The 21,643-nt window shown below is 56.2% G+C and carries 20 protein-coding genes, 1 rRNA gene and 1 other RNA gene; 3 read left to right on the top strand and 19 right to left on the bottom strand.

Going from position 1 to position 21,643, the window contains the following annotated elements:
- The 17 genes from BLR08_RS13470 to rpoE form a co-directional block, all read right to left on the bottom strand.
- Window positions 1–187, bottom strand: a 16S ribosomal RNA gene (locus tag BLR08_RS13470); the annotation flags it as partial.
- A 280-nt stretch (window positions 188–467) separates the two neighbouring features.
- Window positions 468–737 (bottom strand): pro-sigmaK processing inhibitor BofA family protein, encoded by a 270-nt coding sequence (locus tag BLR08_RS13465; RefSeq protein WP_072329787.1) that lies wholly within the window; start codon window positions 735–737, stop codon window positions 468–470.
- A complete protein-coding gene (locus BLR08_RS13460) occupies window positions 734–1,015 on the bottom strand; it encodes a DUF2508 family protein (RefSeq protein WP_072329785.1) in 282 nt (93 codons plus the stop codon). The genes BLR08_RS13465 and BLR08_RS13460 overlap by 4 nt, the downstream gene beginning before the upstream one ends.
- A 294-nt stretch (window positions 1,016–1,309) precedes the next feature.
- Window positions 1,310–1,906, bottom strand: coding sequence for a recombination mediator RecR (gene recR, locus BLR08_RS13455; protein WP_072329783.1), 597 nt, complete (start codon window positions 1,904–1,906; stop codon window positions 1,310–1,312).
- A gap of 136 nt (window positions 1,907–2,042) precedes the next feature.
- Complete coding sequence (locus BLR08_RS13450; protein ID WP_072329781.1) at window positions 2,043–2,354, bottom strand: YbaB/EbfC family nucleoid-associated protein; 312 nt, start codon at window positions 2,352–2,354, stop codon at window positions 2,043–2,045.
- Window positions 2,355–2,401: 47 nt separating this feature from the next.
- Complete coding sequence (dnaX, locus tag BLR08_RS13445; protein WP_072329779.1) at window positions 2,402–4,177, bottom strand: DNA polymerase III subunit gamma/tau; 1,776 nt, start codon at window positions 4,175–4,177, stop codon at window positions 2,402–2,404.
- A gap of 97 nt (window positions 4,178–4,274) precedes the next feature.
- Window positions 4,275–5,336, bottom strand: a complete 1,062-nt coding sequence (locus tag BLR08_RS13440; protein WP_072329777.1) for an ATP-binding protein — start codon at window positions 5,334–5,336, stop codon at window positions 4,275–4,277.
- Window positions 5,337–5,519: 183 nt separating this feature from the next.
- An RNA gene (gene ffs / locus BLR08_RS13435) (signal recognition particle sRNA large type) lies at window positions 5,520–5,783 on the bottom strand.
- 89 nt (window positions 5,784–5,872) lie between these two features.
- Window positions 5,873–6,265 (bottom strand): hypothetical protein, encoded by a 393-nt coding sequence (locus BLR08_RS13430; protein ID WP_072329775.1) that lies wholly within the window; start codon window positions 6,263–6,265, stop codon window positions 5,873–5,875.
- 90 nt (window positions 6,266–6,355) lie between these two features.
- Window positions 6,356–6,553, bottom strand: a complete 198-nt coding sequence (gene rpmE / locus BLR08_RS13425) for a 50S ribosomal protein L31 (RefSeq protein WP_072329773.1) — start codon at window positions 6,551–6,553, stop codon at window positions 6,356–6,358.
- 79 nt (window positions 6,554–6,632) lie between these two features.
- Complete coding sequence (locus BLR08_RS13420) at window positions 6,633–7,910, bottom strand: radical SAM family protein (protein WP_072329771.1); 1,278 nt, start codon at window positions 7,908–7,910, stop codon at window positions 6,633–6,635.
- 14 nt (window positions 7,911–7,924) lie between these two features.
- Window positions 7,925–9,229: a transcription termination factor Rho gene (gene rho / locus BLR08_RS13415; RefSeq protein WP_072329856.1), complete on the bottom strand. Its 1,305-nt coding sequence runs from the start codon at window positions 9,227–9,229 to the stop codon at window positions 7,925–7,927.
- Window positions 9,230–9,321: 92 nt separating this feature from the next.
- Window positions 9,322–10,575, bottom strand: coding sequence for a UDP-N-acetylglucosamine 1-carboxyvinyltransferase (locus BLR08_RS13410; RefSeq protein WP_072329769.1), 1,254 nt, complete (start codon window positions 10,573–10,575; stop codon window positions 9,322–9,324).
- A 190-nt stretch (window positions 10,576–10,765) separates the two neighbouring features.
- The gene (gene fba, locus BLR08_RS13405; RefSeq protein ID WP_072329767.1) at window positions 10,766–11,620 is read right to left on the bottom strand and encodes a class II fructose-1,6-bisphosphate aldolase; all 855 of its coding nucleotides are present in this window, start codon (window positions 11,618–11,620) and stop codon (window positions 10,766–10,768) included.
- Between the two features lie 189 nt (window positions 11,621–11,809).
- Entirely contained in the window at window positions 11,810–12,202 is a 393-nt protein-coding gene (locus BLR08_RS13400) for a response regulator (protein ID WP_090586123.1), read from the bottom strand.
- Between the two features lie 205 nt (window positions 12,203–12,407).
- On the bottom strand, window positions 12,408–14,009 hold the full coding sequence (locus BLR08_RS13395) for a CTP synthase (protein WP_072329764.1): 1,602 nt from the start codon (window positions 14,007–14,009) through the stop codon (window positions 12,408–12,410).
- Between the two features lie 224 nt (window positions 14,010–14,233).
- Window positions 14,234–14,824, bottom strand: coding sequence for a DNA-directed RNA polymerase subunit delta (rpoE, locus tag BLR08_RS13390; RefSeq protein WP_072329762.1), 591 nt, complete (start codon window positions 14,822–14,824; stop codon window positions 14,234–14,236).
- A gap of 487 nt (window positions 14,825–15,311) precedes the next feature.
- On the opposite strand from rpoE, the gene BLR08_RS13385 reads away from it, so the two are divergent.
- Window positions 15,312–16,451 carry a S8 family peptidase gene (locus BLR08_RS13385; protein WP_072329854.1) on the top strand — a complete coding sequence of 380 codons (1,140 nt, stop codon included), beginning with the start codon at window positions 15,312–15,314 and terminating at the stop codon, window positions 16,449–16,451.
- An 11-nt stretch (window positions 16,452–16,462) separates the two neighbouring features.
- On the opposite strand, the gene BLR08_RS13380 is transcribed toward BLR08_RS13385, so the two are convergent.
- A complete protein-coding gene (locus BLR08_RS13380; protein WP_072329760.1) occupies window positions 16,463–16,942 on the bottom strand; it encodes a YwiB family protein in 480 nt (159 codons plus the stop codon).
- Window positions 16,943–17,165: 223 nt separating this feature from the next.
- On the opposite strand from BLR08_RS13380, the gene BLR08_RS13375 reads away from it, so the two are divergent.
- Window positions 17,166–18,059 (top strand): metallophosphoesterase, encoded by an 894-nt coding sequence (locus BLR08_RS13375; RefSeq protein ID WP_256257552.1) that lies wholly within the window; start codon window positions 17,166–17,168, stop codon window positions 18,057–18,059.
- 242 nt (window positions 18,060–18,301) lie between these two features.
- Here the strand turns inward: BLR08_RS13375 and speE are convergent, their stop codons facing one another.
- Window positions 18,302–19,129 carry a polyamine aminopropyltransferase gene (gene speE / locus BLR08_RS13370; protein WP_072329758.1) on the bottom strand — a complete coding sequence of 276 codons (828 nt, stop codon included), beginning with the start codon at window positions 19,127–19,129 and terminating at the stop codon, window positions 18,302–18,304.
- Between the two features lie 254 nt (window positions 19,130–19,383).
- On the opposite strand from speE, the gene BLR08_RS13365 reads away from it, so the two are divergent.
- Window positions 19,384–21,444, top strand: coding sequence for a transglycosylase domain-containing protein (locus tag BLR08_RS13365; RefSeq protein WP_072329756.1), 2,061 nt, complete (start codon window positions 19,384–19,386; stop codon window positions 21,442–21,444).
- Window positions 21,445–21,643: the final 199 nt, after the last annotated feature.

The raw sequence follows: 21,643 nt of genomic DNA, 5'->3' as shown, positions 1-21,643 counted from the left end.
CGAAGAAACCAGCTATCCGGTCTTAGCTACCGTTTCCGGTAGTTATCCCGATCTTACAGGCAGGTTGCCTACGTGTTACTCACCCGTCCGCCGCTAACCTATTCCCGAAGGAATAAATCCGCTCGACTTGCATGTATTAGGCACGCCGCCAGCGTTCGTCCTGAGCCAGGATCAAACTCTCCATTAAGGTAGTCTTTTCGAACCGAAGCTCGAAATGGCTACAAAAGGTAGTTCGACTTGCTCAAAAGTAATGCTAGCGAGAATTTTCATTCTCTATTTAACACTCACTCGTTGTTCAGTTTTCAAAGGGCAATTGGGGTCCGACAAAAGACCTAATTTTCTACTAGCACGTCCTTGTCGTATGTTGTCGCTTTGTTTAGCGGCGACCTCTTAAATATAGCACATTTCCAAACTACTATGCAAGTCTTTTTTTTCGTAAACATGCAACTTTCCAACTTGCTCCCCATTCATCCGATTACCCATAGCTTCAAGGCCGTTATCGCAGCCAGTCCTGGCATCCCCAAAATACTCACCGTTCCTACGGTAGCCGCATTAAGCGGAAGCTCCAAATGGGTGTATGGAGTAAATAGATTAATAACATACAATAAAATCGCCGAAAACGCAACCTGCAGCAAAAACGCTCCCAGCCATTGAAAGGCAGCCCGGTTGCGCAAAACAAGCAGGCCGAGCAAGCCGCCCGAGCCTATCAGCATTCCCCATAAGATATAAGATTTCATTGCGATCCCTCCGCTGCGCGGCTGGCGCTGACTTCCGACAGCGAAATCCGGCTCTCTTTAGCCAGCTTGATCAGCATCTCAAACCGTTTTTCGGCTGCCTCAAGCGCGTAGACCGCATAGTCGACCTGATCCTTGTCCAGCGCATATTCAAACCGCTTCTGGGCCACCTCCCATTCCATATGGGCCCGAGAGATTTCCTGAACAAGCCGGATGCGGTCCTCCATCACTTCTTCCATCTGCTTGTCCAGCTTACGCGACTTCCACCATACCCACTTCATCCGCTTCACCCTCCTACAGGATTTTTTCCTATAGTTACATACATATCGGGAGGAGCGGACGCTTAGAACTAGAAATAACGGGAGACCGATAGCATTCCTTGCTCGGCAAGACCGAACTTTATCGAAGAGCTTTTGTTTTCCGAGATTAAAAAAAAGCCTTGCCCTATACAAGCCCGGATAATCTCCGGCTCGTACAAGACAAGACCTTCTCTTTCTCCCAATCGCCCGCGTACCGCACGGCCGGGAAGATTTGCCCTAATCTACTTGCCGAGAGCAAGCAGGCGAAGCAGGCGGCTACAGCTCTCTGCGGCCCTCCAGCGCCTTGGTCAGCGTCACTTCATCCGCATATTCCAAATCTCCCCCTACCGGGAGGCCATGAGCGATTCGGGTAACTTTCAATCCGAATGGGCGCACGAGTCTGGACAAATACATCGCTGTCGCTTCCCCCTCGATATTGGGATTCGTCGCCAGGATCAGCTCCTGCACGCGTTCATCGCTAAGCCGTTTCAGCAGATCGGCTATCCGAATCTCATCCGGACCGATGCCTTCCATCGGAGAGATCGCGCCATGCAGCACATGGTAGTAGCCATTGAATTCCTTGGTACGCTCCATCGCTACGAGATCCTTGGGCTCCTGGACAACGCAGATGGTGGAAGCATCCCTTGATTTGTCCTGACAGATCCGACAAGGGTCCGTATCGGTAATATTGCAGCAGACGGAACAATAATGCAGGTTGCGCTTCACGTTGACAAGCGCTTTGGCGAAGTCGATGACATCATCTTCCTTCATCCGCAGCACATGAAAGGCCAGCCTCCCCGCGGTCTTCGGCCCTATTCCCGGCAGCCGGGAGAAGGAGTCGATCAGTCTGGCTAAAGGTTCCGGATAAAACAAATGCGTTGCTCCTCACAATTGAAGTTACTTGCGGACGCATACGCCCGAGGGCGTTCCGTCCGCTGGCGGCACGTCGCTCTGAAGCCAGAAGTCCGGTGAATAAAAAGCGGCCTGCGGCCTCTCGTTCAACGGACCTCTAGAACAATCCCGGAATGTTCATGCCGCCGGTCAGCTTGGACATTTCCTTGCCGGCCAGCTCTTCGGCTTTGGTCATCGCATCATTGATGGCCGTCAGCACCAGGTCCTGCAGCATTTCCACATCGTCCGGGTCGACCGCTTCCGGCTTGATCGTGACGTTCGTGACTTTTTTCTGTCCGTTGACCGTTACGCTGACTACGCCGCCGCCCGCCGTTCCTTCGATAGACTTAGTAGCCAAATCCTCCTGCGCTTTGAGCATCTGCTCCTGCATTTTCTTAACCTGCTTCATCATCTGGTTCATGTTATTCATAAGATTCGCTCCTTTATTTTGAAATTCGGGCCTTGCCGCAGTGCTCTCTACTCGTCCTTGATCTTCACCAAATCTTCGCCAAACAGCTGGATCGCCTCGTTAATCCACTCTTCCTTCACGGGGCCTCCAGGCTCTTCCTCAGCCACAAGCTGCAGCTCCTCCTTGGGCGCCTCCGGCTGCTTGCTGCCCTCGGCTGCTGCCTGCCAATCCTTCAGCATCACGGTAACCAGGCGATACGGATGACCAAGCACCTCCTGCATCGCTTGCTCGATCAGCTGCTTGTTGGCCGGCCGCTCGCTCGTCTCCCGGTGCATCGCGCTCTTGAAGGCAACCAGCAGATTCGAATCGGCCCGAGCCACCGGTTCGCCATCCACGAGCCATGCGTGGACAGTGATCTTCAGATCCTTCACTCGCCCGAGCACCTGGCTCCACCGTTGCGCCGCTTCCCGGAATTCGGGTGTCTCCCGCCCTGCGATATAGGCATCGGCCTTCTCCAGCGTCTTCCTCGACGAGGCGGCAGTCTGCGCGGCTGACGGTCGGGCCGCCGCTCCTCCGGTTCCCGGAGTGTTCGCGGCGGGAACCCCTCCCTGCTTCACGATAGCGGCCAGCTGACCTTCCAGCCGCTCGATCCGTCCGAGCAGTTGGGCCACCAGAGCATCCTGGCGCTCCCCTCCGCCTGCGGGCGAGGCAGCAGCCGCTTCGGGACCTCCGGCAGGCTGCCCGGCTCTTCCCGGCGCTCCGCCGCCGCTGCACAGCTTCATAACGGCTACTTCCAGCAGCGTCTGAGGCTGGACCGAATACTTCATCTCCGTCTGATAATAATTGAGCGTATCGATCATCGAAATTAACGCTTCCGGGGCGAACCCTTCTGCGACGGCCGTGAACCGGCGGATATCGAGTATGCGCTCCGTCAGCGCCTCCGAATTCGGCACCATCCGAACCATCAGCAGATCGCGGAAGTAATAGATCAGATTCTCCATGCACTTATCCGCGCTTTTGCCTTCTTGCATGAAGGCGTCGATCAGCTTCAAGGCAGCGCCGATATCCCGGTCCTGGATGACGCGGGCAAGCTTTTCGAACTGATCGGATGCCATCCCGCCGGTAATGGACAATACATCCTCATACGTAATCTTCTCGCCGGAGAAAGCAATAATCTGATCCAGCAAGCTAAGCGCATCCCTCATCCCGCCATCCGATAACCTGGCGATGAAGGCGACCGCTTCCTCGTCAATCGCGATGCCCTCTTCCCCGCATACGCGGCGCAGGCGCTCCGCCTGCTCCTCCAGCGCAACGCGCCGAAAGTCGAAGCGCTGACAGCGCGAAATAATCGTCGCCGGCAGGCGGTGAGGCTCGGTCGTAGCCAGGATGAACATCACATGGGCCGGAGGCTCCTCCAGCGTCTTCAGCAGCGCGTTGAACGCTTCTGTCGTCAGCATGTGAACCTCGTCGATGATATATACCTTCTGGCGCACTTCCGTCGGAGCGTACTTCACTTTGTCGCGGATGTCGCGGATCTCCTCAACGCCCCGGTTCGAAGCGGCGTCGATCTCGACGACATCCATGACAGAGCCGTCGGTAATTCGGCGGCAGGCTTCACACCGGTTGCACGGCTCTATGCCGGGGCCGTTCTGGCAGTTGACCGCCTTGGCGAGAATTTTCGCCGCGCTCGTCTTGCCGGTCCCCCGCGGACCGCTGAACAAATAAGCGTGACTGAACCGCCCTTCCCGCAGCGAATTTTGCAGGGTCTGGACAATATGCTTCTGGCCGACCATATCTTGGAACGATTGCGGCCTCCACGTACGATATAAAGCAATATGCGCCATGTCGCCCTCTCCAATGACTATTTATCCTACTCATTATACTACACCTGCCAAGAGGTTTGTAGTGCAGCGTCGGATGCGCTCCTCGGCCTCCATTTCGTCAGGGGAACGGAATACTGATGGTAAAGGTCGTCCCATAGCCCTTGGACGAAACCCGGATCGTTCCTCCGATATCGTGGATAATGCGCTGGCATACGGATAAGCCCAAACCCGTCCCTTCTGACTTGGTCGTAAAGAACGGATCGAAAATTTTGTCAATGACATAGAGCGGTATGCCGGGTCCCGTGTCATGGATCTCGATATTCACCCTCCGTTCCTCCACATCCAACTTTTCCGTAATGCTCAGATAGCCCCCTTCTCCCATCGCTTCAATCCCGTTTTTACAAATATTCAGAAATACCTGCTTCAAATATTCGCGGTCTGCGATAACAGGCGGCATCCCGAGCACCGCTTCATACTGGACCGTGACATTGTGCAGGATAGCTTCGTTATTAATGATCGGCAGCAGCTCGCGGAGCACCATCGACACGTCTACCGGCTCGAAGGACGTATTTTTCGGCTTGCTGAGCAGCAGAAATTCGCTGACAAGCTCGTTGATCCGGTCGATCTCCTTCAGCATCACCTCGGTATAGCTCTTCTCCCGGCTCATCCCCTGCTCCTCGAAGGATTTACGGAACATCTGCAGAAAACCCTTGATCGAGGTAAGCGGATTCCGTATCTCATGAGCCGTTCCTGCAGCAATCTGTCCGATCATCGCGAGCCGGTCGCTGCGCTGCACCTGTTCTTCGAGCGACCGGAGGTTGGTGACATCCTTGAAAATAATGCAGGCGCCGACCACCTTTCCCTCCTCGTCCCGCAGCACATTGGAATCGACCAGCAGCTCATATCGGTCCTGGCCCTTCGTCCATGAGATGGCCTGATTGCGGGCTACCCGTCCGTCGAGAATACGCGGGTCCACGATCCTATGCTCTTCGGGCAGCTCTTGAAATACGCGGTCCATAGGCAGCCGCAGCACCTCTTCCCGATTAAGCCCCAAAATCCGGCAGGCCATATCGCTGATATCCTCAAGCTCAAGATTGGGGTTCACCAAAATGACACCTAAGTTGACATCCTTCAAAAACATATCGGCGAAGCGCTGAAGCAAACTGAGCTGCTTGTGCATCTACAGCCACCCCCTCTATTTATGTACGACTGCATAGGCGGTATTCCCGGCCCCGGTTAACTTTAGTATACCATTCTCCCCATCCCCTGCATTTTCCTCCAAATCCATACAAAAAAACACCGAACCCTGCCATCCTGGCAATATCGGTGTTTCCTATACGCATATCCATTGAAAATGTATAAACCGTGCACCAACCTCGATAGTACGATCCAGGTGGAATTTTTATCGCCAGCTCAAGTTAGGCCACCCTCCGGCACATGAAACATCACGCTTATGGCTGCTTCCTTCCGGACCTGACCAGATTCACGAGCATCCATTGCGGAGGACCCGACTCTCAACACCAGCTTTAAAACCCAACCCCTACATCGCAATACCTCATGAAGGCGTTCAACCCCGCTACAGCGGATTGCGGGTTACAGGGCACCGCTACCTCCCCGTCTAGCACGGCAAAGATAAGTATAGTCCAATCAGGGACAAATATCAACCTCAGGGAATTATTTAGCACGCAGAAACGGAGGCGTTGGCCTGCAGCTGCCTCATGGAGCCGTTATTGTAACCCGGGTTTCGTAGCGCGGAGATTCTGTGGCCATCATGCGAACTACCTCTTCCTCCAGCGAACGGAGCTCGCGCTCGGACGTACCGGCAAGCGCTTGAAGCTGGATGTGAACCTTCGTCCCGTTCACCCGGATAGCATTCACAGTCATATTCGGGTAGTGCCTGCTGAGGGCGGTACGCATCACATCCACGTCGGCCTCATAGGTACGGTAGGAGCTTCCGAGCGGATTATTGGGGTTTGTGTCGCTGATGCCGAGCGGACTGCCGGTGGAATTCAGCTTCGTCTGCCCCTGCCGGGCCGATTGACAGGCGGTGAGCACCGGAAGCATGATCAGAAGCAGGCCCAGCCAGCCTACGAGAAGTCTTGGCAGCATAATAAAAAACACCTCCTGCGTCTCTTAAGATTTGTAATCTTAGGATGACCCGAGAAGGTGCGTTTATGCTTGGTAGCAAATGGCAATCGATTAAATGCCGTATTTCTTTTTGAACTTGTCGACGCGACCGCCGGCATCCAAGAACTTCTGCTTGCCTGTGAAGAAAGGATGGCAGGCGGAGCAAATCTCAACGCGGAGATTTTGTTTCACGGAACCGGATTCAAACGTATTACCGCAAGCGCAAGTAACAGTCGTTTGGTTATATGTCGGATGAATCGCTGCTTTCATTGACCTTTCACCTCTTTGTGCCCTGAATCACCATGTGAATCAGAGTTTTAATCATACAAATGGCATTATAGCACGGAGCCTATCCATGCTGCAAGTACTTATTGCGTCTGGCCGCAAGCTCGTCCGGAATATGCGTGTAGGAGCCCAGCACGACTCCCGGCAGCTCTTCACGAAAAATCTCGAGCATCTGCTTCATCCCGTAGCGTTCGCCTCTGGCCGGTGGAATAAGCTGCAGGTAGCTCTCGGGATCGATATTCAGATTGCGCAGCTGGATCAGCTTCAGATCCGTGCGGCGCACGAATTCGATCATCGCTTCCATCTCTTCCTCACGATCCGTTACGCCGGGGAATATCAGGTAGTTGATCGAGGTGACAACGCCGTGATCGGCTGCGTAGCGCAGCGACTTCTCCACATGCTTCAACGTATAGCCGCGCGGCTTGTAATACGCGTTGTAATGATCGTCGAGCGCGCTTATTGTGCTGACGCGCATCAGATTAAGACCGGCGTCGACAATCGCGCGAATATGGTCCGTCAGACCGGCGTTCGTATTGATGTTGATATAACCCATGTCCGTGCGGCTTCGCACCTCGCGGATGGCTTCGATAATAATTTTCGCCTGGGTGGACGGCTCGCCTTCACAGCCTTGGCCGAAGCTGATGATGCTTTGGGGCGTCTTCAGATGCTCCAGCATGACCTGCACAACCTCTTCGACCGTCGGCTTGAAGTTCATCCGCGTCTGGGGCGCGGGAAATCCGCTGTCGTCCGGCTGCTCGGAGATGCACCCGAAGCAGCCCGCGTTACAGGAGAACGATACAGGCACCGCCCCTTCCCAGCGGTTAAGGAAGGTGTTGGAAGCCGTCAGGCATTCATAGCCGAGCGCGCAGTTCGACAAGTGCTGGTACAGCCGGTTCTCCGGATATTGCGTCAGCAAACCTTGCACCTTGACCTCCAGCTCATCGGGGTCGCAGTTCCGCGGGTTCCAACGCTCCGGATCATCGCAGGCTTCCGCCGCTACGTAAAAGCCCCCATCCTTCCAGACGACTGCCGTATAGCCGAACAAAGGAAGCACCTTGGTCTTATCCGCCTTGGCGTAGCCGGGCAGCATCAGCCGCGTAAAGCCTTGCGGTAGCAACGCGCCGACGGCATGCACCTCGCCGGGCACAACCTCCATGGCGCCGGTCTTCACATTAATGCCGATGGGACGGGTATCCGGGAGGCTTACCAGGGTAGCTCCTTCCGGAAGCGGAATCAGCTCGTCCTCGAGCAGCTCCGTCACCAGCTCGCCATGACGGCCGAGCGCTATATAATCAGGACGGTCATACACATGACCGTCCGCTCCCGCATAGACGAGATTCATTCCGATAGTCCCTCCTAGGAGACGGAGTGCTTCACGCGTCTGGAGGCGCCTCCGCTGCCACCGGAGTTCGAACTCCCCCCGGTGTCCAATGTATCCAAAAATTCTTGATTCGTCTTCGTATCCGCGAATTTCTTCAGGAACGACTCCGTATATTCATGCGAATCGTTCATATTTTTGCGGATGGCCCAAACCTTCTCGAGCTCTTCCTTGGTGAGCAATATTTCTTCCCGTCTCGTACCCGAGCGGCGAATATCGATAGCCGGGAATACCCGGCGCTCGGCCAGCTTGCGGTCCAGATGCAGTTCCAGGTTGCCTGTGCCCTTGAATTCTTCATAGATGACGTCATCCATACGGGAGCCTGTTTCAATAAGCGCCGTTGCCAGAATCGTCAAGCTGCCGCCTTCTTCGATATTGCGGGCTGCTCCGAAAAACCGCTTGGGACGGTGAAACGCCCCCGGATCGATACCGCCGGAAAGCGTACGTCCGGTCGGCGGAACGACCAGGTTGTAGGCCCGGGCCAAACGGGTGATGCTGTCCAGCAGGATGACGACATCCTTCTTATGCTCGACCAGCCGCGTCGCTCTCTCGAGTACCAGCTCCGCTACCTTGATATGATTCTCAGGCAGCTCGTCGAATGTCGAGGCAATGACCTCGCCTTTGACGGAGCGCTGCATATCGGTCACTTCTTCCGGCCGCTCGTCAATCAATAACACGAATAATTCCACTTCGGGATGATTGGTCGAGATACTGTTGGCGATTTCCTTCAAGAGCAGCGTTTTACCGGCTTTGGGCGGAGCCACGATCAGTCCGCGCTGGCCGAAGCCGACAGGCGCAAGCAAATCCATCAAACGGGTGGAGACTTTATTGGGGGTCGTTTCCAACACGAGCTTTTTCTGCGGATAAAGGGGAGTGAGCGCCGGGAAGTGAAGCCGCTCGGCGGCTGTCTCCGGGTTCTCGCCGTTGACGGCATCTACGTGCAGAAGCCCGAAATACCGCTCGTTTTCTTTGGGCGGCCGGCACTTGCCCGATACAAGGTCTCCCGAACGCAGGTCGAACCTGCGAATCTGCGAAGCGGAAATATAAATATCTTCGGAGCTGGGCAAGTAATTGATCGGCCGCAGGAAGCCGAAGCCTTCCTGCAGCACGTCCAGCACGCCCTGCATGAACATAAGTCCGCCCTTCTCGGCCTGGGCTCGAAGAATGGCGAAGATCAGTTCTTTCTTTTTCATTTGTCCGTAATAAGGGATCTGATGCGTCTTCGCGAGCTTGTAGAGCTCGGTAAGCTTCAACGCCTCCAACTGGGCGAGCTGCATATCCATCATGTACCAACCACCAAACTATTAAAATTTCTATTCTTCCGAAAATATACTCTAGCAATGCCCAAAACATACCTGATCTATACCCGGCAGGCTCAGTCTTTCTCCCGCCATACCTCAGCGCCCAAATTTACTAGATTGGTCACGAGATGATCGTATCCCCGGTCGATGTACTCGACCCCGGTAATTTCGGTGGTGCCGCTGGCAACCGTCAGGCCGGCAATCACGAGCGATGCGCCGGCGCGCAGATCGGTAGCCTTGACCTTGGCCGAAGACAAAGGCCCGCCTTCGATGATGGCCGAGCGGCCCTCCACCTTCACACGCGCTCCCATACGCACTAGCTCTGGAATATGCTTAAACCGATTGGAGTATACATAATCACTGAGAATACTAACGCCCTTCGTCTGCGTAAGCAAACTGCTCATCGGCGATTGCAGGTCCGTAGCAAAGCCAGGGTACACGAGCGCCTTCACGTCCACACTCTCATACTCCGGCTGACCGACGACGCGGATAGACTCGTCCATCTCGTAAATATGAACGCCCATCTCCTGAAGCTTGGCCGTGAGCGCCTCCAGATGCTTAGGGATGACATTATCAACGATAACGTCTCCGCGGGTAGCCGCGGCCGCGATCATATAGGTGCCCGCCTGTATGCGGTCAGGGATGATCGAGTGGCGGCAGCCATGCATGCTGTCCACGCCTTCGATACGGATCGTTTCCGTGCCCGCGCCTTTAATTCTGGCCCCCATGGCGTTCAGAAGTGTTGCAACATCTATGATTTCAGGCTCTTTTGCCGCATTTTCAATAATTGTGACGCCTTTGGCTCTCGACGCCGCCAGCATAATATTAATGGTTGCCCCAACGCTTACAACGTCCAAATAAATTTTGGCTCCGCGCAGCTGTTTCGCCCGGATATGTAGAGCGCCGTTCTCATTGGATACGGAGGCTCCAAGCGCCTCAAAGCCTTTGATATGCTGATCGATAGGTCGCGGCTCAAAATTACAGCCGCCCGGAAGGCCAATCACCGCTTCGCCGAAACGGCCGAGCAGCGCGCCCATCAAATAATAGGAAGCGCGAAGCTTCTTCACATTGCCATTAGGCATCGGCTTGGATACCAGCCGGCTTGGATCGATCGCCATCTGGTCCTGGTCCCATCGGACCGTTGCTCCAAGCTCTTCAAGCAGCTCGGTATAAATCGCCACATCGCTGAGCGCGGGAAGATTGTCCAGCGTCACAGTCGATTCCGATAATATGGCAGCCGGTATAAGCGCGATCGCGCTATTTTTGGCGCCGCTGATTTGGACGCTTCCCCGCAGCGGACGGCCGCCGGCGATCATCAATTTCTCCATTCGATGTCGTTCCTCCTACTTCACCACTTGAAAAAAAGCAAGCAAAGGCTTCCACAAATCAAGCCTTCGGTGCGACAAACCATAACATTCGTTTATGAACCGGAATATGAGGGCGTATAAACATGCTTATGAGAGCATAAAGAAGAAAGGAAGGGAAATACACGTCTGACGTGCATTCCCCGGGTCGACATTAGGCTTGGCCTGCGCTGCCGAACAGCTTGATCTTGGATGCTACTACTTCAACCATGGCTTTGCGGGCAGGAGTGAGGTATTTGCGAGGATCGTACACTTTGGCATCTTTGTTCAATACGTCGCGGATCGCTTCCGTACACGCCACCTGGTTTTCCGTATTTACATTGATTTTGCCAACGCCAGCGGCGATCGATTGTCTGATCATCTCATCAGGCACGCCGGAGCCGCCGTGCAGCACAACCGGAACCGGGATCGCGGAAGCAACCTTCTCGATGATGTCGAAGCGGATATTCGGCTCGCCGGCATACATGCCGTGAGCGGTGCCTACGGCGATCGCCAGGCAGTCTACGCCAGTCTCTTCGTAGAAGCGGATGGCTTCTTCAGGCTTGGCCAGGTTAGCGTCGGACTCGTCCACGCTGATATCATCCTCTACGCCGCCGATCGTGCCAAGCTCGCCTTCGACGGAAACGCCCATCGCATGCGCCGCTTTCACCACTTCTTTGGTCAGACGGATGTTTTCTTCGAAGGAATAGTGGGAACCGTCGAACATAACGGAGCTGAAGCCCGCGCGGATACATTTCATCGCGACTTCAAAGCTGCTGCCATGGTCCAGATGCAAAGCGATCGGCAAACCGGATTTTTTCGCAGCCGCTTCGGCGATAGCCACCGTAAACTCGATCCCCATGTATTTCAAAGCGCCCTCGGATACGCCGAAGATGAACGGGGAGTTCAATTCTTGAGCAGCCTCCGTGATCGCTTGCGCAAATTCCAGGTTGTTCATGTTAAATTGGCCAACCGCATATTTGCCTGCCTTGGCTTTAGGTAAGAAATCATTCATCGAAACTAATGGCATGGTAGTTCTCTCCTTCTCGTATAGTGTGACCGTGCCGAGGACGCCTGTCAGGGCCCTCCCGTCATACTGCGCTATTATAACATAGATGGGGACAAACGTTAAACAGGAATTGGCGCCGCCCGGCCGGCTGGAAGCCCTTGGATGGCGCGGGCTTCGCTTTCTTAAGATTTCAAGAAAAAAGGACCCTTGTCAGGATCCGAGCGCATACGAGCTATTATTGGGGGTACGCAGCTGCTGATTGACCGCCTGTCGCAGCTCGTCGATATCGAAGGGCTTCGTAAAATGCATGATCGCTCCCAGGTCGGTTGCTTCCTTGATCATGTCGAGCTCTCCGTAGGCCGTCATCATGATGACTTTAATGGAAGCGTCGATACTCTTGATATGCTTCAGAATATCGAGCCCGTCCATGCCGGGAATCTTCATATCCAGCAGAACGAGATCCGGCTTTGAGCTTCGGACGATTTCGAGCGCCAGCTTTCCGTTCCCGGCTTGATAGGTGTCGTAACCTTCGCTGCTGAATACTTCCATCAACAGGATGCGGATGCCGTTCTGGTCATCAACGATGAGGAGCTTCTTTTTCACTAGTAAACCCTCCCAATTCCGATTCCTGGGTTCGTGGTTCCGTCCCCGAGTTTGACTCTCATGATTGGTATTCGCTGCGCACAGAGCGTTTCCTGCCGCAGCAAATAAAAAAGTTGAAAACTTTTACAAATCAAGCAGAGTTTACAGGCGATGTTCGAACACCCATTCGGATAGACCGGGCAATGGCTTGAAAAGTTACGCCGCTCTAGTGCTTCTGCTGGTACGCCGCTTCGACGAAATGCTTAAACAAAGGCTGCGGACGGTTAGGTCTGGACGTAAATTCCGGATGGAACTGGACAGCCAGGAACCATGGATGGGACGGGCATTCGATAATCTCTACCAGTCGGCCGTCCGGACTTGTCCCGGAGATGATCAGGCCGGCAGATTCGATCGCATCGCGGTACTCATTATTAAACTCATACCGGTGACGGTGACGCTCGTAGACAAGCTCGTCCTCATAACAGCGCATGGCCAGCGAGTCTTCCTTCAGCTTGCACGGGTACAAGCCCAGACGCATCGTGCCGCCCAGATCCTCGATGTCCTTCTGCTCAGGCAGCAGATCGATCACCGGGAACGGGGTCGTCGGATGAATCTCGGAGCTGTTCGCGCCCTCCAGATTAAGCACGGAGCGCGCATACTCCACGACAGCCACCTGCATGCCGAGGCAAATGCCGAAGAAAGGCACTTTGTTCTGGCGCGCGTAACGGATCGCGGATACTTTGCCTTCGATGCCGCGGTCGCCGAAGCCGCCCGGCACCAGAATTCCCTGTACGCCTTCCAGCAGCTCGGCCACATTGTGATCGAACACTTCCTCCGCATTGACCCAGCGGATCTTCACTTCCGTATCGCAGGCGAACCCGGCATGTCCCAGCGATTCCACGATACTGAGATAGGCATCGTGCAGCGCTACGTATTTGCCGACGATGGCAATCTCGGTCGTCGTCTTAAGCGACTTCACGCGTCCGACCAGCGCTTCCCACTCGGTCATGTCCGGCTCGCCGGCCTGCAGCTTCAGGTGATTGACGACGATGTCGTCCAGCCCCTGCTCACGCAGCATAAGCGGCACCTCGTACAGCGTTTCCGCATCGATGCACTCGATCACAGCTCCCGGATCGACATCGCAGAACTGGGCCAGCTTGCGCTTCATATCTTCCGCCAGCGGATGCTCCGTGCGGCAGACGATGACATGCGGCTGAATGCCGATGCTGCGCAGCTCCTTGACGCTGTGCTGGGTCGGCTTCGTCTTGACTTCGCCCGCCGCTCTCAGGTAAGGAATCAGCGTCACATGGATATACATCACATTGTCGCGGCCGATGTCGCTCTTGATCTGGCGGATCGCTTCAAGGAACGGCAAGCTCTCGATGTCGCCCACCGTGCCGCCGATCTCCGTGATGACCACATCGGAATGCGCCTCGCGGCCTGCGCGGAATACCCGCTCCTTGATCTCATTAGTAATATGGGGGATAACCTGCACCGTTCCGCCCAAGTATTCGCCTCTGCGCTCCTTGGCGATAACGGACGAGTATATTTTGCCTGTCGTCACATTGCTGTTCTTGGACAGATTGATATCGATGAACCTCTCATAATGGCCCAGGTCCAGATCCGTCTCCGCGCCGTCGTCCGTCACGAACACCTCGCCGTGCTGATACGGGCTCATCGTTCCCGGATCGACATTAATGTACGGATCGAACTTCTGAATCGTAACCTTAAGGCCGCGGTTCTTCAGCAGTCTGCCCAGCGAAGCGGCCGTAATCCCTTTGCCCAGCGAGGAAACGACGCCCCCGGTCACGAAAATATACTTTGTCATTATGTAATACCTCCCAAGTTTATCATGCCGTACCTTGCCGAATACCGACCCGATCGCAATTGCCAGCGGAAACATTATTCCCCGGAAAAAAAAGAAAAAGTCCCCCGCAAATGGCGGGGCACTTTTCCATAAAAAGACCTATTCGGTCTAAGCGTCCATCTAAAGCCCAGAAAATAGTTTACTCTGAACGGTGCGCACTGTCAAGGAGAAGCAGGCAATATGGTTTATTTGCCATCCTTCTCGTCATCGTCGTCCTCATCGTCATCCGCCAAATCGTCTTCGGCGTCTTCCTCTTCGCCATCCTCGCCGTCCAGCACTTCCCCGTCGATCTCTTCTTCTTCCTCGATCTCCTCGTCTTCGAAGAACTCGGTTTCCTCCTCGACCTCTTCTTCGGATTCGAAGTCGTCGCGAGGCGCGTCGAAGGAATCGTAGTCCTCCTCTTCTACGAAGGTGTCCTCTTCCTCGGCGAACAGATCCTCATCGTCCAGATCGTCATCCTCGTCGTTGATGATCCGCGGACGCTTGCCGCTGCCGACGGTGTCTTCGGACTTCTCGATCGGATACCAGCGCTTCAGTCCCCACAGGTTGGTGCCGACGCATGCGAAACGCCCGTCGATATTAATCTCCGTATATAGTTGAGCAATGACCTGCATAACCTCATCATCAGACAATCCTTTGATCTTGGCGATCTCCGCCATCAAATCCCGGTAGTAAAACGGCGTGTTGGCCGCCTTCAAGAGCTCGAACGCCAGATCCACCATCGGCATCTCTTTGGCTTTCTCCGCGCTCACTTTAAGCTGATACTGGGCACTCATGACATGGCACATCCCTTCCGACATTATCGAACGTGGTACTGATTCCGGCGCGTCAGTCGCCCTCTACTACAATATCCACTAGTACCACTAAGTAAACCTTATTTTATGTAAAATTGCAACTGCTTCCGCATGAAGCTCCCGGCTTGTCCCTGCCGGCAGCGAAACGAAGGATCTCGCCCGGACGATCGCCTGAAAGCGGCGCTGTCCTGCGGCGGGATCCTGCGTCCCGACTGTACCCGCAAACTGCGGCTGCGTCCGCTGCGCGCACCCGCACTCTGCCCCTTCATGCTTGCGGAGAAGAAGATTACCCCTCCCTACTTATCGTATGTGGCGGGAGCCGCTTTGACACGGGTAAGCACCTATTTATTTGCAACAAGGCGAACTGCTCATTCGCAAGCCCCCCTGCTTACATACCATACATCAAGGTTACGGTAGGGGGGGATCTACATTGAATCCATCGGCTCTGGGCACATGGCTTCTTCATGCGATGGACCAGGGGGCGGACGGCAGCGCTGGACGCTACATTATCCGCTTTCGCTCCCATGGCGACTATACGTCTTTCATTCGTTATCTGAACAGACAGTCCAAAGCGCTCCCCCAACTGAGGCAGATCAGACCGCTCAGATTGATTCGCGCCATCTCCTGTCCGCTGCGTTCGGGCGCTGCGCTCTCATCGGTTCCCGGCGTGCGGTCCGTAGAAGCGGACGCCCGCATCCAGCTGCAAGGAACGAAAGGCTCTGCGCTGGTGCCGACAAGCCTTCACGGGAGCCGATCGGCTCCGCCGTCCAAAATTCCGTGGGGCATACGCCACATTCAGGCTCCACAAGTATGGTCCAAGTCGAAAGGAGACCGCATTCATATCGGCGTGGTGGACACAGGAGCGGACTACAATCACCCGGACCTGCGCCATTGCCTGTCGCAAGGCATCAATCTGCTGAACCGTCATCTGTATCCGGCGGACGATAACGGCCATGGCACGCACATTGCAGGCACGATCGCCGCCTACGCCAAGCAGCGGGGAATTGTCGGCATCGCCCCCCACGCGCTGATTCATCCGGTAAAGGCTTTCGACCATCAGGGAGGCGCCTTCGTATCGGATATCATCAAGGCGATCGACTGGTGCGTGCTCAGCCGGATGGATATCATCAATATGAGCTTCGGGATGAAAACACATAGCAAGGCGCTGGAGGCAGCCGTCCTAAGCGCCCATCAAGCCGGAATCGTCGTTGTCGCCTCCTCGGGCAATGAAGGCAAACGGGCCGAAATCGACTACCCCGCCCGCTTCCCCCAGTCGATCGCCGTAGGCGCCACGACGCGCAAGGGACGCGTCGCCCCGTTCAGCAATGACGGGCGGCAGATCGATATCTATGCGCCCGGCGAGAAAATTTATTCAACTTGGCCCGGAGGCAAGTACCAGGAGCTGAGCGGCACTTCCATGGCCACGTCGCATGTGACGGGGGTCATCGCCCTCATGCTGTCGCTCCGGCCCCGCTTGCGGCCCTCACGCATCAAGGCGCTGCTGCGCAAGCACGCCCGCTATGTCATGAGGCCCGGCAAGCAAAGCTTCATCAAGGAGCTGCATGCGGCCAGAACGGTGGGCAGCCTGAGCAAAAGACCGGGCAAATAAGCTCGCGCCGGCTAGCTTCCTTCCTCCGCCCGGACCTCAAGCCTGACCTCAACCCGGCCCGCCGCTTCGCCCATCACCGTAAGCTCGTACAGCCAGCTGGCTTCGAACGGCAGGTCTCCTCCGCGCTCCGGAAGCCTCAGCCCGAAGGCATGCGTGACCGCCTCAAGCTCCATGCGGCCGTGGGCCGTATCCAGGTACCCGATATGCCGGCCGCCGGCGGCAAAGGTCTGCTCGAAGCGGACATCTCCGTGCCGGATGATGCGCACCTCCTCCGGGGTCAGGCGCATCGTTGTCATCGTGCGGCCCATCTGGGCTTCCTGGGGCTCCTCATAGCGCAAATACAAGCAGTCTTGCTTTCGTACCAGGAACCCCGGCATGTCGCTGACGGTCCTCTGGCTCTCCGCGAAGCTGTGGAGCCGGACCCGCACGCGGATTTTGCCCGGATCGGCCGCCTGCCCTTCGGCCTTGCGCGGCTCTGATGAATCGTTCATCTTGCGTCCCTCATTTCCAGACAAGTATAGCTTCCACGCCCAGTGTACTCCACAGGCGGAGACGCGCGCAATCGGTCGGGGCCGGGACCTCCGTGGCGGCACCTCGTTCCTCCGCTGTCCGATCATACCTAACGATCAAAACCTAACATTCGAAACCTAACGCTCGTCTCCTGCGTCTAACAACATACAGCATGAATGATGAAAGCGGAGGACTTACATAACTATGATGGATACCAAGCAATCCCAGAACACAGCCGGCAATAAAAAAACGACAAGAAGAGCTTTCCTGGCGAAAACGGCCGGGGTGCTGCTGGGCATCGTCGGCCTGCCTCCGGCCGCTCTGGCGTACGCCCGGTATGCCGAGCCGAAGTGGCTGGACACCGAGCGCGTGGTTTTGCATACGCCGCGCCTTCCCGAAGCGTTCCAGGGACTTACGGTCGTACAGTTCAGCGATACGCATCTCGGCTTCAACTATGAAGCCGAGGACTTGGCCCGGCTGGCCGAGGCCGTCAACCGGCTGAAGCCGGATGTCATCTGCTTCACGGGCGACCTGGTGGATTATGCCGTCGGAACGGAAGGACCGGCTTACGCCGAGGCGCTTAGCCTTATGGAGGCGGGGCTTGGCAAATTCGCCGTGCTGGGCAATCATGATTATTTCAAGGGAGGCGACAAGGCTGTCGCCCAGACCCTGACGGCCGGCGGCTTCCGCGTGCTGCGCAATCAGGCCGTACGCCTCGAGCGGGATGGCACCAGCCTCTGGATTGCCGGTGTGGAGGACATGTGGTACGGCAAGCCGGATATCGCCAAATGTCTGAATACCGTCAACCCGGATGATTACGTGCTGCTGCTCTCACACAGCCCGGACTACGCCGACACGGTCGTCGATTATCCGGTCGATGTGCAATTATCCGGGCATACCCACGGCGGACAGGTACGTATTCCGTTCTACGGCCATGTCGTCGTTCCCAAGTTCGGCGAGAAGTACACGATCGGGCTGTACCGCCTCGGCACTCGCGGCTTTCAATTGTATGTCAACCGCGGCATCGGCGTCTCCCAGCATCCCGTCCGGTTCAACTGCAGGCCCGAGCTCACCTGCTTCACGCTCAAACGGGGATGAGCCGCCGCGTTTCAAGAACAACCCGGCCGGCCGGCGGGGCTTATAAGGCCCATTCGCGGGCGTTTCTCCTCCAAGACCGCCCGCAGGCTTGGAGCCGCTTTTATTCTAACAAGCGCCAGCAAGCCCCACGAAGCCGGACGGAGCCTGGACCGCGCTCATCCCCCAAACAAACGCAAAACCGGCTGCCCTCCCCCCAAGGAGAGAACAGCCGGCTTCCACCGTGTAACGTATAAGCGCCGGGCTTACTTCGTCAGATCTTCCACAAACTTCGGAAGCACGAAGGCTGCCTTATGCAGGCGAGGCGTGTAATATTTCGTATCAATCTCCGGGATCTTCGTCTCGTCGACCGCCAGAGGGTCATACTTCTTGCTGCCCAGCGTAAAGGTCCACAACCCGCTCGGATACGTAGGGATGTTCGCAACGTACACGCGCACGATCGGGAAAATCTCCTTCACATCGCGGTTGACCGTCTGGATCAGGTCGGCCTTGAACCAAGGGTTGTCCGTCTGCGCGACGAAGATGCCGTCTTCCTTCAGCGCGTCGTAGATGCCCTTGTAGAAGCCTTGCGTGAACAGATTGACCGCAGGACCTACCGGCTCGGTGGAATCGACCATGATGACATCATACGTATTTTTATGATCATGGATATGCATGTAGCCGTCATTGACGATGACTTCGACGCGCGGGTTGTCCAGCTCGCCGGCGATCGTCGGCAAATATTTCTTCGAATATTCGATGACTTTGCCATCGATGTCGACCAGTACGGCTTTCTCCACCTCAGGATGCTTCAGCACCTCGCGGACGACGCCTCCGTCCCCTCCGCCGACAATCAGCACCTGCTTCGGATTCGGATGGGTGTACAGCGCCGGATGAGCGACCATCTCGTGATAGACGAACTCGTCCTTCACCGTCGTCATCACCATGCCGTCCAGCACCAGCATCGTGCCCCATTCGACCGTTTCGATCATCGCAAGATCTTGAAAATCGGTTTTCTCCGTTACATGCGTCTCTGTAATTTTGGCTGTAATGCCGAAGTTATCCGTTTGTTTCTCCGTGTACCATAATTCCATATGTGTTCAGCCACCTCTCCTGGATCTCGCATAGCCCTATTCTGCAGGGTTGTTTGAAGCGCAAACTGCGGCCTGCCATGTCAAGTTGTATTATAGTAGATATCCCCGAAAATGCAAATACGGCCACCCTCCGGATGGGCCAAATTCAAAAAAAATTAATACAATCCGGCTGCGGGGGTGAATACGTTCTCCTATGTTTTTCCATACTGGCTACTAGCACTTATTTTTGAATGCCAGCGAAGGGAGGGAGCATCATGGCTGCATCACGCGATCGGAAGCAGGACGAGCTTCAAGGAGCGGGCAGGAAGAGCCGCATGCGGACCTTCCTGTCCTACTCCTTCACCTTTATCATTCTCGGAGCCGCCTGCGGCATCCTCGCCTTGCTCTTCATGCGCTCGCAGGCGCTGCCCGTCTCCAAGATGGCCGCCGCCTCCGAGCTGTATGACGTACACGGCAAGCCCATCGAAGCTTACGGCGGAGGCAAAAGCACGCAAACCGTGCCCTTGAAGCAGATGTCGCCGAATATCATAGAAGCGACGCTTGCGATCGAGGACCGCAGCTTCTACAATCATTACGGCTTTGACCCGAAGGGCATCGCAAGGGCGGCTCTGGTCAACCTGCAGCATATGTCCAAGGTCCAGGGTGCGGGCACGATCACCCAGCAGCTCGCACGCAACCTGTATTTGAACCATGAACGCACCTGGTCGCGCAAGCTGAAGGAGACGTATTTCGCCGTACAGATGGAATTGCAGATGAGCAAGGATCAGATCCTGGAGCAATACCTCAACCAGATCTACTACGGTCACTCCACGTACGGCATACAGGCCGCCTCTCAGCTGTTCTTCGGCAAAAATGCCAGCGAGCTGAGCCTGGCGGAGAGCGCGCTGCTTGCCGGCGTCCCTAAGGGTCCGCGGTATTATTCCCCTTACTATGACATGGCCAGCGCCTTGGACCGCCAGAAAACGGTGCTGGGAACGATGGTCGAATCGGGGTATATCACCCAGGCGGAAGCCGATCGCGCAGCAGCGGAAAAGCTGAACATTCTCCCGCTGGAGGCCAAGAAAACAGCCGTCACCGCCCCCTACTTCCGGGATTATATCCGCAGCCGGGTCATCGATCTGCTTGGCCTGGAGGAAAATGAATACGAGGAAATGGGACTGCGCATCTATACGACGCTTGATCTGAACGCGCAGCAAATCGCGGAGGAAACGATCAAGAAGGAGCTGGAGGGCTATCCGGAGCTGCAGACGGCGCTCATCGCGATTGATCCGAGGAACGGCTACGTCAAGGCGATGGTCGGAGGGCGCAGCTACGCGGAAAATCAATACAACCGGGTCTTCGCCAATACGCGGCAGCCGGGCTCCTCCTTCAAGCCGATCGTCTACTTGACCGCGCTGCGAGAGAAGCAGTATACGCCCGTCACCCGCTTCGTCAGCGAGCCTACGACCTTCAGCTATGACAAAGACCGCAAGAAGTACACGCCGAACAATTATGACGGCAAATTTTACGGTCCGATCGATCTGCGGGCGGCGATGTCCAAGTCGGACAATATCTTCGCCGTTCATACGATTCTGGAAACGGGACCCGAGCGTGTAATCGAGACGGCGCGCAGCATGGGCATCACCAGCCCGATGCAGCCGCTGCCTTCCCTGGCGCTCGGCACCTTCCCGGTCAGCCCGTTCGAGATGGCTTCGGCCTTCACGATCTTCGCCAACCAGGGCGTACGGGTGGAGCCGACGGCCATTGTGCGGATCGAGGACCGCCGCGGCCGCATCTTGTACGAATCGGCGCCGTCCCAGACCGCGGTCGTCGAGCCGACCTATGCCTATGTAATGACGCATCTGATGGAAAGCGTCTTCGACCAGGGCGGCACGGGCAGCCGCGTATCGAACGTGCTGAAGCGGCCCGTCGCCGGCAAGACGGGAACGACCGACACCGACGCCTGGATGGTCGGCTACACCCCGGAGCTGACGACTGCCGTCTGGATCGGTTACGACAAGGGGCGCGACATCGGTACGGTCGAGGCGCATCTGGCCGCTCCGATCTTCGCGGAATTTACCGAGAAGGCGCTGGCGTCCGTTCCGCCCAAAATGTTCACGATCCCGGAGGGCGTTGTCCATCTGTACATCGATCCAGCCACCGGCAAGCTGGCCAATGACAGCTGCCCCAAGTCGCGGATGGAAGCGTTCGTGCAAGGGACCGAGCCCAGGGAATACTGCACATCGGAGCCCGTTCGCGACGAGCTGCCGCAGCCCGATCAGGAGAAGGCGGGCAGCTCCTGGTGGAACGATCTCAAGCGCTGGTGGTCGAGCTGAAACCTCCGGCGGCAGGCGATGGACAGCAAGCGTAAGGCAGGGGAAATTCCCGCCGCAGAGACGCCGGGCTTCAGGCTGGAGCCCGCGTCGCATGGCCGTACTTAGCACAAAGAGGCAGCCCCGCGGGGGGCTGCCTCTTTGCTGTCCTAGTATATGATGCATATACTAGGCATTAGTATACATCGTTCGGAGAGAGGGC

It is taken from the genome of Paenibacillus sp. cl123 (genome assembly GCF_900101595.1).
Lineage (GTDB): Bacteria > Bacillota > Bacilli > Paenibacillales > NBRC-103111 > Paenibacillus_G.
Note: the sequence above shows the minus strand (reverse complement) of the source record. Positions and strands in the feature narration are given on the sequence as shown.

Excerpts from the sequence above, each read along its gene's own strand:
- BLR08_RS13385 (WP_072329854.1), top strand. The coding sequence starts at position 15,312 with ATGGACCAGGGGGCGGACGGCAGCGCTGGACGCTACATTATCCGCTTT.
- BLR08_RS13410 (WP_072329769.1), bottom strand. The coding sequence starts at position 10,575 with ATGGAGAAATTGATGATCGCCGGCGGCCGTCCGCTGCGGGGAAGCGTC.
- BLR08_RS13420 (WP_072329771.1), bottom strand. The coding sequence starts at position 7,910 with ATGAATCTCGTCTATGCGGGAGCGGACGGTCATGTGTATGACCGTCCT.
- dnaX (WP_072329779.1), bottom strand. The coding sequence starts at position 4,177 with ATGGCGCATATTGCTTTATATCGTACGTGGAGGCCGCAATCGTTCCAA.
- BLR08_RS13465 (WP_072329787.1), bottom strand. The coding sequence starts at position 737 with ATGAAATCTTATATCTTATGGGGAATGCTGATAGGCTCGGGCGGCTTG.
- BLR08_RS13380 (WP_072329760.1), bottom strand. The coding sequence starts at position 16,942 with ATGAACGATTCATCAGAGCCGCGCAAGGCCGAAGGGCAGGCGGCCGAT.
- BLR08_RS13450 (WP_072329781.1), bottom strand. The coding sequence starts at position 2,354 with ATGAATAACATGAACCAGATGATGAAGCAGGTTAAGAAAATGCAGGAG.
- BLR08_RS13460 (WP_072329785.1), bottom strand. The coding sequence starts at position 1,015 with ATGAAGTGGGTATGGTGGAAGTCGCGTAAGCTGGACAAGCAGATGGAA.
- rpmE (WP_072329773.1), bottom strand. The coding sequence starts at position 6,553 with ATGAAAGCAGCGATTCATCCGACATATAACCAAACGACTGTTACTTGC.
- BLR08_RS13375 (WP_256257552.1), top strand. The coding sequence starts at position 17,166 with ATGATGGATACCAAGCAATCCCAGAACACAGCCGGCAATAAAAAAACG.
- BLR08_RS13430 (WP_072329775.1), bottom strand. The coding sequence starts at position 6,265 with ATGCTGCCAAGACTTCTCGTAGGCTGGCTGGGCCTGCTTCTGATCATG.
- BLR08_RS13395 (WP_072329764.1), bottom strand. The coding sequence starts at position 14,009 with ATGACAAAGTATATTTTCGTGACCGGGGGCGTCGTTTCCTCGCTGGGC.
- fba (WP_072329767.1), bottom strand. The coding sequence starts at position 11,620 with ATGCCATTAGTTTCGATGAATGATTTCTTACCTAAAGCCAAGGCAGGC.
- BLR08_RS13365 (WP_072329756.1), top strand. The coding sequence starts at position 19,384 with ATGGCTGCATCACGCGATCGGAAGCAGGACGAGCTTCAAGGAGCGGGC.
- rpoE (WP_072329762.1), bottom strand. The coding sequence starts at position 14,824 with ATGAGTGCCCAGTATCAGCTTAAAGTGAGCGCGGAGAAAGCCAAAGAG.
- rho (WP_072329856.1), bottom strand. The coding sequence starts at position 9,229 with ATGGATATGCAGCTCGCCCAGTTGGAGGCGTTGAAGCTTACCGAGCTC.
- speE (WP_072329758.1), bottom strand. The coding sequence starts at position 19,129 with ATGGAATTATGGTACACGGAGAAACAAACGGATAACTTCGGCATTACA.
- BLR08_RS13440 (WP_072329777.1), bottom strand. The coding sequence starts at position 5,336 with ATGCACAAGCAGCTCAGTTTGCTTCAGCGCTTCGCCGATATGTTTTTG.